12 protein-coding genes are annotated in these 13,148 nt (G+C 62.3%); all 12 read right to left on the bottom strand.

What is annotated here, in order from left to right; translation table 11 throughout:
* Positions 1 to 21: 21 nt before the first annotated feature.
* A complete protein-coding gene (locus NX775_RS07320) occupies positions 22 to 1,017 on the bottom strand; it encodes an XdhC family protein (RefSeq protein ID WP_258835401.1) in 996 nt (331 codons plus the stop codon).
* An 83-nt stretch (positions 1,018 to 1,100) separates the two neighbouring features.
* Positions 1,101 to 2,195: a M48 family metallopeptidase gene (locus NX775_RS07315; protein WP_258835400.1), complete on the bottom strand. Its 1,095-nt coding sequence runs from the start codon at positions 2,193 to 2,195 to the stop codon at positions 1,101 to 1,103.
* 21 nt (positions 2,196 to 2,216) lie between these two features.
* Positions 2,217 to 2,666 carry a dUTP diphosphatase gene (gene dut, locus NX775_RS07310; protein WP_258835399.1) on the bottom strand — a complete coding sequence of 150 codons (450 nt, stop codon included), beginning with the start codon at positions 2,664 to 2,666 and terminating at the stop codon, positions 2,217 to 2,219.
* Positions 2,667 to 2,695: 29 nt separating this feature from the next.
* Entirely contained in the window at positions 2,696 to 3,916 is a 1,221-nt protein-coding gene (gene coaBC / locus NX775_RS07305) for a bifunctional phosphopantothenoylcysteine decarboxylase/phosphopantothenate--cysteine ligase CoaBC (protein WP_258835983.1), read from the bottom strand.
* Between the two features lie 19 nt (positions 3,917 to 3,935).
* Positions 3,936 to 4,478, bottom strand: coding sequence for a signal peptidase II (gene lspA, locus NX775_RS07300; protein ID WP_183555802.1), 543 nt, complete (start codon positions 4,476 to 4,478; stop codon positions 3,936 to 3,938).
* A gap of 18 nt (positions 4,479 to 4,496) precedes the next feature.
* Positions 4,497 to 7,382 (bottom strand): isoleucine--tRNA ligase, encoded by a 2,886-nt coding sequence (gene ileS / locus NX775_RS07295; RefSeq protein ID WP_258835398.1) that lies wholly within the window; start codon positions 7,380 to 7,382, stop codon positions 4,497 to 4,499.
* Between the two features lie 112 nt (positions 7,383 to 7,494).
* Positions 7,495 to 8,466, bottom strand: coding sequence for a bifunctional riboflavin kinase/FAD synthetase (locus NX775_RS07290; RefSeq protein WP_258835397.1), 972 nt, complete (start codon positions 8,464 to 8,466; stop codon positions 7,495 to 7,497).
* Between the two features lie 226 nt (positions 8,467 to 8,692).
* On the bottom strand, positions 8,693 to 9,922 hold the full coding sequence (locus tag NX775_RS07285; RefSeq protein ID WP_258835396.1) for a tetratricopeptide repeat protein: 1,230 nt from the start codon (positions 9,920 to 9,922) through the stop codon (positions 8,693 to 8,695).
* A gap of 71 nt (positions 9,923 to 9,993) precedes the next feature.
* A complete protein-coding gene (locus tag NX775_RS07280) occupies positions 9,994 to 10,428 on the bottom strand; it encodes an ExbD/TolR family protein (protein WP_258835395.1) in 435 nt (144 codons plus the stop codon).
* Positions 10,429 to 10,502: 74 nt separating this feature from the next.
* Positions 10,503 to 10,922, bottom strand: a complete 420-nt coding sequence (locus tag NX775_RS07275; RefSeq protein WP_258835394.1) for an ExbD/TolR family protein — start codon at positions 10,920 to 10,922, stop codon at positions 10,503 to 10,505.
* 3 nt (positions 10,923 to 10,925) lie between these two features.
* Positions 10,926 to 11,873, bottom strand: coding sequence for a MotA/TolQ/ExbB proton channel family protein (locus NX775_RS07270; RefSeq protein WP_221290656.1), 948 nt, complete (start codon positions 11,871 to 11,873; stop codon positions 10,926 to 10,928).
* An 84-nt stretch (positions 11,874 to 11,957) separates the two neighbouring features.
* Positions 11,958 to 12,623 carry an energy transducer TonB gene (locus NX775_RS07265; protein ID WP_258835393.1) on the bottom strand — a complete coding sequence of 222 codons (666 nt, stop codon included), beginning with the start codon at positions 12,621 to 12,623 and terminating at the stop codon, positions 11,958 to 11,960.
* Positions 12,624 to 13,148: the final 525 nt, after the last annotated feature.

Below are 13,148 nucleotides of genomic sequence, written 5' to 3'. Positions count from 1 at the left end.
TCTTGCCATCGATACCCGTCGTCAGGCGGCGCTGGCGAGCGTCAGCGCGGCCGCATGCGGCATGAGTAGCGTCTGTGGCACCGCGTTCTTCACGGCCGTCATTTCGGCCATGATCGAGACCGCGATTTCAGCGGGCGTCTTGCTGCCGATGTACAGGCCGATCGGCCCGTGCAGGCGCGCCAGTTCAACGTCCGTCAGGTCGAACAGCTTGAGACGTTCGCGCCGCTTGGCGTTGTTGGCGCGCGAGCCGATCGCGCCGACGTAGAAGGCTTCGGACTTGAGCGCTTCCATCAGCGCCAGGTCGTCCAGCTTCGGATCGTGCGTGAGCGCCACGACGGCGCTGCGTGCGTCGAGCTTCGCGTCGATCACCAGGTCGTCGGGCATCGCGTGCACCAGCGTCACGCCGGGGATGTGAAAGCCGCTGCGGTATTCTTCGCGCGGGTCGCACACGGTGACGCGGTAATCCATGCCGGCGGCGATCTGTGCCAGGAAGCGCGACAGCGGGCCGGCGCCGATGATGTACAGGCGCCAGCGCGGACCGTGCAGCGTGTGCAGCATGCCGTCTTCGACGCGCTGGATAGCGGTGGCCTGCGCCGTGGCGAGCGTGACGGCGCCGGTGGCCAGTTCCACACTGCGCTCGACCAGTTCACCCTCGCCAAGACGCGCGAGCAGCTCCTTGACCCCGCTGTCGACCGACAGCGGTTCGATGGCGAGCTCGATCGTGCCGCCGCAAGGCAGACCGAAGCGGTGCGCTTCATCGGCGCTGATGCCGTAGCTGATGATTTCGGGGAGGGTGATTTCGATGCCGTTGTCGCGCACGCGGGCGATCAGGTCGTCCTCGATGCAGCCGCCCGAGACCGAGCCGACCACCTGGCCGTCTTCGCAGATGGCCAGCGTGGCGCCCACCGGGCGTGGGCTGGAACCCCAGGTCTTGATGACCGTGACCAGCTGGCAGCGCTGGCCGCCGTCAAGCCAGGCGGCGCAGGTTTTCAGTACGTCGAGGTCGATGCTGTCCATGGTGTTCGTGTCGCCGGAGCGGGTGAATAAGATGGACAATCATACAAAAAAAGCGCCGCACGTGTCGGCGCGTAGGCCAGCGCTCAAGGCACCAGCGGTTTCTTGGCGCTTTGCTTGGCCTTGACTTCGACCACGGTCTTGTCGATTGCCGCCACGCGCATCGGCGTGGCCGGGTGGTTGGCCGTGTAGCTATTGAGGATCTTGGCCGGGTACGTCGCCGCCAGACGCTTCCAGAATGCGGACGCACCTTCGTAGCGGTAGCCGGCGCGCGCCAGCAGGTAGACCGCCAGGCGGTCGGCCGCCACGTCGTCAGCCGCCGGCATCGCCCGGATGCCGCCGCTGCCGATCAGCATCGAGGTGTCGGGCGTGATGGCGGTGAGGTTGTCGATGATGCTGCCGATGGTGGCCGCATTGCGCTGCGTGGCCGCGTGGCCCAGCATATTGTGCGCCATCGTGCGCGCCACCACGTAGGCCACTTCATCGTCGTTCTGCGCGAAGCCCAGCATGCCGCGCGTGACCATCACGCGGCTGCCGTCGGCGTACGCGTTGATGTTGTCGGCGTTGCCCAGCTCAATCGCGAAGGCGCAGGCGCGCGTGACGGGAATGGTGAGGTCGCGCGGCTTGCCACTGCGCTCGATCGACAGCGGCAGGCTGGCCTGCTTGGCCATGATCGGGCCGAACACGGCGCCGGCCTTGCTCAGGGCATTCGGACCCACCGGGAGCGGCGTGCCGGCGGCGGCCAGCAGGCGGTCGCCCTGGCGCAGGCCAGCCTTGGCCGCGCCGCTGCCGTTCAATACGTTCGTGACCTGCAGGTGCTCGTCCATGCCCAGCACGACCCACGCCGCCTCGTTGTACTGGCCCGGATAGGTGTAGCGGTTCTTCGCGGTGAAGCCCAGCAGGTTGCGCGCGTGCTTGGTGCACAGCGCGGCGTTGTCGATCAGGAGGGGGGCGGCGACGCGGTACAGGCGGTCGTGCTGCGTTGCCATGCGCTGGAGCACCTCGGCGGCGGCCGCCATCTGCGGCGTGACCTCGGGCTTGCCCGGCGCCTGTTCGACCGGCACGGCGCCCGGCTCGGTCGACGATTGCATTGGTCCCGGCGTGCTGCAGGCAGCGAGCAGCGCTGCCGTGGCGACGATCAACGCCGGGGAAGTGAATCGGTACAGGCGCTGGATGCGCATCGGGGTGCTCCTCATGGTTTGTTATTGTTTGCCGGTGCTGCCGAAGCCACCGACGCCACGGTCGCTCGACGCGAAGTCCGTCACCACGTTGAAAGCCACTTGCAGTACCGGCACGATGATCAGCTGCGCGAGCCGATCCATTGGTTGCAGCACGAAGGCGGTGCTGCTGCGATTCCAGGTAGAGACCATCAGCTGCCCCTGGTAATCGGAGTCGATCAAGCCTACCAGATTGCCCAGCACGATGCCGCTCTTGTGGCCAAGGCCACTGCGCGGCAGGATCATCGCGGCGTAACCCGGATCGCCGATATGGATCGCGAGACCGGTCGGCACCAGCACGGTTTCGCCCGGCGCGATGGTCAACGGCGCATCCAGGCAAGCGCGCAGGTCGAGGCCTGCGCTGCCCGGCGTGCCGTAGGCCGGCAGCAGGTCCTGCATGCGCGGGTCGAGGATTTTGAGGTCGATATGTTTCATTGCAAAGTCTTGGGTAAGCAGGTAATCAGTCAGGTGAGCAGGGAGCGCTGTTCCAGGCGTTTGCCGATCTCGGAGACCAGCTGGCGCGCCAGCGTAAGCTTGTCGGCGCGCTCAAGCAGCACGTGGCCATGTTCGTCGAACAGGATGATCGTATTGTCGTCCTGGCCGAAGGTCTGTGGCCCGATATTGCCGACCAATAGGGGGATGCCCTTTTTTTCGCGCTTGGCCGCGCCGTAGGTTTCGAGCTGCTCGGATTCGGCGGCAAAGCCCACGCAGTACGGCCAGCCCGACAGCGACACAGTCGCTGCGACCGAAGCCAGGATGTCTGCGTTCTGCGCGAATTCCAGCGCCGGCGGGGCGCCATCAGGCGTCTTCTTGAGTTTCTGGTCGCTGGCATTGACGACACGCCAGTCGGCCACCGCAGCCACGCCGATGAACACGTGCTGGCCCGTGACGCCGGCCATCACGGCGTCGTGCATCTGCTGCGCGGTGAGCACGTCGATGCGGCGCACGCCGTGGGGCGTGGGCAGCGATACGGGCCCGGAGACGAGCGTGACGTCGGCGCCGGCTTCCCGCGCGGCGCGCGCAATGGCGTAGCCCATCTTGCCGGACGACAGATTGGTGATGCCGCGCACCGGATCGATCGGTTCGAACGTCGGCCCAGCCGTGATCATCACGCGCCGGCCCGCCAGCACCTTCTGCTGGAACGAGGCAATCAGTTCGTCGACCAGCTCATCCGCTTCGAGCATGCGCCCCATGCCCGTTTCGCCACAGGCTTGCGCGCCGCGGCCCGGGCCGAACAGGCAAATGCCGTCAGCGCGCAGCTGGGTCACATTGCGCTGCGTGGCCGGGTTGTCCCACATCTCGACGTTCATCGCCGGCGCCACGTGCAGCGGCACGTGACGGGGCCGCGCGACGCACAGCAGCGACAGCAGATCGTCGGCCGCGCCGTGCACCAGCTTGCGGATGAAATCGGCCGAGCAGGGCGCGATCAGGATCGCATCGGCGCCCCGGGTCAGGTCGATGTGGGCCATGTTGTTGGCCATGCGCGCGTCCCACTGGTCCAGGTAGACCGGGTTGCCCGAGACCGCCTGCATGGTGACCGCACCGATGAAATGCGTCGCCGCCTCGGTCATCACGACCTGCACGCTGGCGCCGTGCTTGACCAGGGCGCGACACAGCTCGGCCGCCTTGTAGCAGGCGACACCACCGGTCAGGCCCAGGACGATGCGCTTGCCTTTCAGGTCCATGCTCATGGTTTTGTCCCGGTCACGACTTGTTCACGCGCCGGAATTCATCCAGCACGAACAGCACGGCGCCGACCGAGATGCCGATGTCGGCGATATTGAAGGCCGGGAAGTGGCCGATGCCGGTCCAGTAGAAATCGAGGAAGTCGATCACGTGGCCGTGCACGACACGATCGATGCCGTTACCGACCGCGCCGGCCATGATCAGCGCGAGCGCGAAGCAGAACAGGCGCTGCGTCGCGTTCTTGCTCATCATGTACAGGCAGAACACTACGGCGCCAATGGCGATACCCAGGAACAGCCAGCGCTGCCAGCCGCTCGCGTCACCCAGGAAGCTGAACGCCGCCCCCGGGTTGTACACCTTGATCAGGTTGAAAAAGCCCGTGATCGGCACTGTCTCGGCGTAGGCAAACGTGCGTTCGACGGTGAGCTTGGTGACCTGGTCGAGCAGGACAATGATCAGGGACAGCCCGATCCAGGGGAACATGCTGGCGCCGACGCTCTTGTTCGTGCTGCGCTTGACTAAGGTGGCGCCGGACGGCGCTGGTTTCTTTTTGGTTGCCATGGTGTCTGGACCCGGTACTTATGCGAAGCGGCGCGCTTCGCCGGCGCCGAAGAGGTTGCTCGTGCAGCGGCCGCACAGCGTTGGATGCGCATGGTCGTGGCCGACGTCGCGGCGATAGTGCCAGCAGCGCTCGCACTTCTCGGCGTCCGACGGCACCACGGCCACGGCTTCTTCAGCCTCGCTTGCCACTTCCGTGACGCTCGCCTGCGACGTGATGAAGACGAATTTCAGGTCGTCGTCCAGGCTGGCCAGTGCGCGGTACTTCTCGCCCGAGGCCTTGATCGCCAGTTCGGCCTGCAGCGACGAACCGATCGCGCCCGAGGTGCGCACTTCTTCCAGTTGCTTCGTCACGTCCAGGCGCACCTGGCGCAGCAAGGCGTACTTGGCCAGCAGTGCGTCGCCATCCGGCAGCTCCGGGAAGGTCCACAGCGTCTGCGTGAAGATGGTTTCATCGCTGGCGTTGAACGTCTCCTGGTCCGCAAACACGGCCCACGCTTCTTCGGCCGTGAACGACAGCACCGGCGACATCACGCGCAGCAGCGCATGCGCGATGTGCCACAGCGCGGTCTGGGCCGAGCGGCGGGAGGCAGAATCGATGCCGGTCGTGTACAGGCGGTCCTTCAGGATATCCAGGTAGAAGCCGCCCAGGTCTTCCGAGCAGTAGTTCTGCAGGCGCGAGACGACCGGGTGGAATTCGTAGCGCTCGAAGTGCGCCGCCACATCCTTCTGCAACTGGGCCATCGAGGCGATCGCGTAGCGGTCGATCTCGAGCAGCTCGCCCATCGGCACCGCGTGCTGGGCCGGGTTGAAGTCCGACGTGTTGGCCAGCAGGAAGCGCAGCGTGTTGCGGATGCGGCGGTACGATTCGGTTACGCGCTTGAGGATCTCTTCGCCGATCGACAGCTCGCCCGTGTAATCGGTCGAGGCCACCCACAGGCGCAGGATGTCGGCGCCGAGCGTGTCGGAGATTTTCTGCGGCGCCATCGTGTTGCCGAGCGACTTGGACATCTTCTTGCCATGCTCGTCGACCGTGAAGCCGTGCGTGAGCAGCGCCTTGTATGGCGGTTCGCCATTGAGCATCGAGGACGTCAGCAGCGACGAGTGGAACCAGCCCCGGTGCTGGTCGGAGCCTTCCAGGTACAGGTCGGCCGGGAAGCCCAGCTGCTCCTTGTGCGAGCCGCGCAGCACGGTCTGGTGGGTCGCGCCCGAATCGAACCAGACGTCCAGCGTGTCCCTGTTCTTTTCGTAGATCGCGGCGTCGTCGCCCAGCAGCGTGACCGGGTCGAGCGTGTGCCAGGCGTCGATGCCGCCTTTTTCGAACAGCTTGGCAACTTGCTCCAGCAGTTCCGGCGTGCGCGGGTGCAGCGTGCCGGTCTCTTTATGGATGAAGAAGGCCATCGGCACGCCCCACTGGCGCTGACGCGACAGGGTCCAGTCCGGACGGTTCTCGATCATGCCGTGCAGACGCGCCTGGCCCCAGTCCGGGAAGAACTGGGTCTTGGCGATGCCGGCCAGCGCGGTCTGACGCAGGGTCGGACCGCCATCCTTTGGCGTGAGGTCCATGCCGGCGAACCACTGGCTGGTAGCGCGGTAGATGATCGGCGTCTTGTGGCGCCAGCAGTGCATGTAGCTGTGATCGAACATTTTGAGTTCGAACAGCGCGCCGGCTTCGGTCAGCGCGGCGCAGATTGGTTTGCTCGCCTCCCAGATCGTCAGGCCGCCGAACAGCGGCAGCGTCGGAACGTAACGGCCATCGCCCATGACCGGCTTGAGGATGTCGTCATCCTGCATGCCGTGCGCCTTGCACGACACGAAGTCTTCCAGGCCGTAGGCTGGCGCCGAGTGCACGACGCCCGTACCGCTGTCGACCGTGACGTAGTCGGCCAGGTACAGCGGCGAGAGGCGGTCGTAGAACGCGTCCTGCGCGTGCAGCGGGTGCTTGAAGTTGATGCCGGCCAGCTTTTCGCCGACAGTGGTGGCGACGACGGTGCCTTCGAGCTTGTAGCGCGCCAGGCACGATTCGACCAGCTCGGAACCCAGGATCAGCAGCAGCGGCTTGCCGTCACGTTCGGTCTGTACCAGCGAATACTGGACTTCCGGACCGGCGTTGAGCGCCTGGTTCGACGGGATGGTCCATGGGGTCGTGGTCCAGATGACGATGAAACCGTCGCCGGCCGGGAGCTTGTCCAGGCCGAAGGCGGCAGCGATTTTTTCGGGTTCGGCAAACGGGAAGCCGACGTCGATCGCCGGGTCGCGCTTGTCCTGGTATTCGACTTCCGCTTCGGCCAGGGCCGAACCGCAATCGAAGCACCAGTTCACGGGCTTGAGGCCCCGGTAGACATAGCCTTTTTCGAGCAGCGTGCCGAGCGCGCGCAGCTCATCGGCCTCATTGCTGTAGGCCATGGTCATGTACGGGTTGTCCCATTCGCCGAGCACGCCCAGGCGGATGAAGCCGGCGCGCTGGCGGTCGATCTGTTCGAGCGCGTAGGCGCGGGCTTTTTGCAGCACCTCGGCCGTCGGCAGGTTCTTGCCGTACAGTTTTTCGATCTGGATCTCGATCGGCATGCCGTGGCAATCCCAGCCCGGCACGTACGGCGCGTCGAAGCCCGCGATCGTGCGCGACTTCAGCACCATGTCTTTCAGGATCTTGTTGACGGCGTGACCCAGGTGGATGTCGCCATTCGCGTACGGCGGCCCGTCATGCAGGATGAAGGTCGGACGGCCCTTGGCTGCCTTGCGCACGCGCTCGTAGATTTTCTTGTCTTGCCATTGCTTGACCCAGCCCGGTTCGCGCTTGGCGAGGTCGCCGCGCATCGGGAACGGGGTGTCGGTCATATTGACCGGGTATTTGCTCTCAGGCTTTTTGCCGCCCTTGGCAGGGTTGTGCTGTTTGGTATCGGACATAAGGTTCTTTTGTTGGGTGTTCGTGTGCACGGCGCCGTGCGCCGCGTCGAATAGGGTCTGGCAAACAGGGGGAGGCGCTTCCTGCCAATCGTCGACTGGCCGGGAAGCGCACTCAAATTCGGTCGGTCGCGTTCAGCGCGCCGTTACGCCGGTCGAAGAACGCGCGCGCCTGCAGCGCGTCGTTGTCGATCGCGGCTGTGAGCAGCGCCAGGTCGGCGTATTTTTCTTCGTCGCGCAGCTTGGCGAGAAACTCCACGCGCACGAGCTTGCCGTAACACTGGCCGGCATAGTCGAACACATGGACTTCAAGCAAGGTGCGGCCGGCGTCTTCGACGGTGGGGCGCACGCCCAGGCTGGCCACGGCCGGCAGCGGATGCTCGGCCAAGCCATGCACCTGTACGACGAAGATGCCGGACAGGGCAGGGCGGTGCGTGACGCGCAAATTGAGTGTGGGAAAGCCCAGCGTGCGGCCGAGCTTGGCGCCATGGATCACGTGGCCCGATATCGCGTAAGGATGACCGAGCAGCCGGCTGGTGGCGCAAAAGTCGCCGCCGGCCAGTGCCGCGCGCACGGCCGACGATGAGATGCGCCCGTCGCCATGCATCACGGCGCCGAGCGTGTGGACCTCGAAACCGTGTTCACGGCCTGCCTCGGTCAGCATCGCGATGTCGCCGGCGCGACGCGCGCCAAAGCGAAAATCATCGCCCACCATCAGCCATTTGACGTGCAGGCCGTCGACCAGCACGCGCTGGACGAAGTCCTGCGGCGACATGGCGGCAAACTGTTCGTTGAAATGTTCGACGATGACGCGGTCGATGCCGGCCTGGTCCAGGTCTTCGAGCTTGTCGCGCAGATTGGCCACGCGTGCCGGGGCGTTGGACGGGTCGCCCAGCTTGTGGGCAAAGTATTCGCGGGGATGGGGCTCGAACGTCATCACGGCCGCGTCCAGACCGAGCCGGTCGGCTGCGCCGCGCACTTGCGCCAGCAGGGCCTGATGGCCGCGATGGACGCCGTCGAAATTGCCGATCGTGAGTGCGCAGGGTGCGCGCGCCCTGTCGTTGGGAAGTCCGCGAAATACCTTCATCAAGTCTGGTTCCGGTTGCGCGCCATGCTATCGGTATGCGGCGCCAAAAGCCTGATTATACGGGAACTGCGCGGCAACTCCGACGTTGCATAGAGGTAATGGTTTGTTGTCACCTTCGCGCGCGGTGGTCTTCAAATGCAGACCAAATGAAAACGCCGCCCGAAGGCGGCGTTTTTGGTCGATTGCAAGGCCGTCGACCGCAGCTGCGGTCGACGGCAACGTGCGCTTACGACAGTGGGTGGTTGACTGCCAGAATCCAGTAGCGGGCCAGTTCGGCAGTGCCGTCCTTGCCGCCAACGGTCTTGAAGGCAGCGATGGCTTGCTGCTTCTTGCCAGCGACGGCGTAGGCTTCGCCCATGCGCAGCTTGGCTTCGTCAGCATTGCGCAGGCCACCGGCCTTGATCGCTTCTTCCATCATCTTCAGACCCTTGTCGGTCTGGCCAGCCTGCACCATTGCGTAACCCAGGCCAACCATCTGGTCTGCGTCCTTGGCAGCGGTGTACTCGGCTTCAAGCGCGGCAAAGTTCTTGTTTTGCTCTGCCAGATTTTTCTCGGCCAGTTCCTTCAGGCGCTGGTGGCGCGCGGCATCGGTGCCGGTGCCCAGTGCGCCGGCCTTGTAGCCGCGGTCGATGACCTTGAGCGCTTCAGCCGGGGCTTTCGCCTGCAGCACCAGCTGGGCCATTTCCATGAACTCGCTCGGCTTCTTGAGCAGGTTATTGGCCAGCTTCAGGCGGTAGACGTCGATGTTCAGACGCTGCGAGTAGCCTGGCTGACGCTGCACACGGTTCAGCAGGTCGGTCCAGTACTGGGCTTTTGGATAGCTTGCTGCCAGCTTCTCGATGGTGCGGACATAGCCGGCCGTATCGTTTTTCTTGAGCTGGATATTGGCCAGCATGCCGAGCTGATCTTCGCTCAGGCGGCCGCTTTTTTCGATTCTGCTCAGTTCCTGCTCGAGCGCGGCGGTGTTGCCTTGCTTGTAGTAGTTCTGCAGCAGGTAAGCGCGCAGCTTTGGATCATCCTTCTGCTTGAGCAGGTTCTGGATGGTGCTGTTGGCTTTGTTCAGATCGCCGGCGCGCATATAGATGCCGACCAGGCCTTCTGAAAATTGCGAACGCTCGCTGGCGTTCAGCTTGCCCGAATCGAGCAGTGCTTCAAACGATTTGGCAGCGGTGTCAAAATCACCGGCCGACGAGGCTGCAGCGGCGCGCACGCGCTCGATCGTGTAGGTTTCGTTGGCAGTCTTGTTGCCCACTTTGTCCAGTCCACGCAGGGTCGCCAGTGCGTCCTTGTGCTTGCCCTGTTTCATTTGTGCCTGGGCTTGCTGCAGTGGTTTGCCGATCTCCGCACGCAATGCTTCTGCAGCGACAGCGGAGGACAGGCCGATCACCGGAGTGGCGGCAACGAAGCCGAGTGCGGCCATCGCGATACTGAGGTGAGCGAGACGGAACTTGATCATCTGAAAAATCCTTATTTCAAAATAGACACGGCAGGGGGTAGCCCTGCCGTGTTGGTCAAAACATGGAACGATTACTGGAATTGCTCGTTACCGACCATGCCGATTTTGGTGACGCCGATGCGCTGGGCAGATGCCATCACGCCGGCTACAACTTTATACTCTACCAGCTTATTTGGACGCAGGTGCACTTCAGGCTGGTCAGCCATTGCTGCGACTGCATTCATCTTTGCTTCGAGGGCTGCACGATCCGGAATCACTTCGCCATCCCAGAGGATGGTGCCGTCAAAGTCCACGTCGATGGTGACCACGACCGGCTTGACATCCGTCAGCGGTGGCGGGGTACCCGTCGGCATGTTCAGATTGACCGAGTGGTTCTGCTTCGGAATCGTGATGATCAGCATAATGATCAGAACGAGCAGGACGTCGATCAACGGCGTCATGTTCATTTCCATCATCGGTTCCGGATCAGCATCCTTAGCGGAGCTCGAACCTACGCTCATACTCATGGTGTTTCCTTTTCAAATGTTGGGAGAAGGGCGCGGCGCCCGGCTCGATGAGCCCGGCGCCGCGTGCAGGGCTATCAGCCCGGTGGTTCGATCACGAAACCAACCTTCTGCACCCCAGCACGTTGTGCCGTGTAAATGACCCGACCGATCGCTTCGTAGCGGGCTTCCTGGTCACCACGAACTTTCACTGCCGGTTGCGGCACTTTCACCGACTGCTCCGCGAGGAACTTGAACAGCTCGTCCGTATTCGCGAGGTGCAGCTGGTTATAGTACATTTCGCCGTCTTTATTGACGGTGATGTTAACGTCTTCCGGTTTGGTCAGTGTGACCTGGTTCTCTTCTGCAGGCAGTGCAACTTGTTGCAGTTTCAGAACCACCGGACTCGTGATCAGGAAGATGATCAGCAGAACCAACATGATGTCAACGAGTGGCGTCGTGTTGATCTCTGAATTCAGCTCATCTTCTCCGTTATCGGATCCGACACTCATCGACATAATTTATCCAATCTTCTTGGCGCTGATTGCTGCGTTCGAGGTCGACATTGCGCCCGAGATCAGTACCGAGTGCACGTCAGCCGAGAACGAGCGGATATCTTCCAGCGCGGTCTTGTTACGACGAACCAGCCAGTTGTAACCCAGCACGGCAGGAACTGCAACGAACAGACCGAAGGCGGTCATGATCAGTGCTTCACCGACTGGACCTGCAACCTTGTCGATCGATGCGTTACCCGACATGCCGATGGCGGTCAGTGCGTTGTAAATACCCCAGACGGTACCGAACAGACCGATGAACGGCGAGGTCGAACCAACGGTTGCCAGGAACGACAGGCCATCTTGCAGACGCGACTGAACACGGTCAACAGCGCGCTGAATCTGCATGGTAACCCAGGTCGACAGGTCGATCTGCTCGAGCAGGGCGCCGTCGTGGTGCTGGGTAGCCTTGGTGCCGGTTTCAGCGATGAAGCGGAATGGCGAACCTTCTTTCAGCGTAGCCGAACCAGCAACGATCGACGGTGCTTTCCAGAACTTGGCCTTCATGTCTTTAGCCTGGTTCATCACTTTTTGCTGATCGATCAGCTTGGTGATGATGATGTACCACGAACCGATCGACATCAGCGACAGGATGATCAGGGTGCCCTTGTTGACGAAGTCGCCGTGTTCCCACATGGCCTGCAGGCCGTACGGGTTGTAGACTTCTTCGGTTTTTTCGGTGCCTGGTGCAGCAGCTGGCGCGCCGGCATCGGCCGGAGCAGCGGTAGCAGCAGCATCAGTAGCAGGCGCAGCAGCCGGATCAACGGCTGGTGCAGCTGCGTCGGTCGCCGCTGGAGCAGCTGCGTCGGTTGCCGGGGTTTGAGCGAAGGCTGGTGCCGACACCAGCGCCGATGCTGCGGTTACCGACAACAGGACAGCCGCCAGGAAAGCGGACAAACGGGTATTCTTAAACATGCTTCCTCCAAAATATTTAAATAGACAGTTCGCTGAACTTACGACAACGACAATCAAAGTTTGAGACGGTGTTTTGTCCCGGTTTTATTCCAGCGTCCAGACGTACTGCACCGCTGTCCACGCCTGTTCCGGCTTGCCATCGATCATGGCTGGCTTGAATCGGCATTTGCTCAGAGCCGATTGCGCGGCCCGGTCCAAGTCTCGGAAGCCACTTGACTTCGCCAGCTTGGCTTCCAACACGCGACCATCGACACCAATCAGGAATTGCAGGGTCGTGGTACCCGTTTCTTCATTGCGTTGCGACGAACGCGGATATTCCGGACGTGCGCAAGTATTAAAGTCTGCTACTGCATCGCTGCGGCTGACGCCACGCGGTGCCGGTGGTGCTGGCGGCGCCGATGGTGCCGGTGGCGCAGGCGGTGCCAGCGACGTGGTCGGTGGCGGCGTCTGCGTCGCTGCGGCGATCACGTTTTGCGGTGGCGGCGGCTGCTGCACCTGCACTTCGACCGGCGGAATGAATGGAGGCGGTGGAGCCTTCATTTCCGGCGGCGGCGGCGGTGGCGGGGTTTCCGGTGGTGGCGGTGGAGCCACTTCTTCAATCAGCTTGGTCTCCACAGCTTCGGTCACCGTGCTGACGATCCGGGTACCCAGGCCAGCCACGAGTGCCCAACCCACAAGGATGTGGAAGATGAGCACAACGATGAATCCTGTGAAATTTTTCCCGGGTTGCTTTTCGTTCGAAAAATTCATGCCATATTTCTCCAATGCCAACTCTTTTTTGTTGCTACCAAACCCACTAAATACGACGGAAACCTAGAGCCGCATCCGGGACATTCGAGGAATTATACCTACGAATTCTTTTTTGCACATACATTTTTACAGCAGCGAAAGGACCGCTAACTGCTTGTAAAAGCAGGCAAACCAGCTCATCTATACAAGAACGGATGGGCTGTACGGCGGGGTTTGGAGGTCCGGAAAATGTGTCGTCTTCTCGATGGATTCTCCTCGTTACGTGGAAGATCAATGCTCAGGCTGCTTTAGCCAAATTATTGTCGTTAATTGTGTCGTCTGGCAAATTTCCTATGACTATGCGATCGCTTTTCTGCAAACTATCGCTGTTCACCGAGTCTTGCATCGGAGAATGAATCACCTGAAACAGGCACCTTCCTTCACAAGCTATAGATAAAAGTTATACGACTTCTCACCATTGAGATAACTCAACCGTGCGTCCAACGGGGGTTCAACCTGACGGTAATGAACGCTGCGAGCCTTCAC

This window comes from Massilia aurea, from assembly GCF_024753205.1.
Lineage (GTDB): Bacteria > Pseudomonadota > Gammaproteobacteria > Burkholderiales > Burkholderiaceae_D > Telluria > Telluria aurea.
Note: the sequence above shows the minus strand (reverse complement) of the source record. Positions and strands in the feature narration are given on the sequence as shown.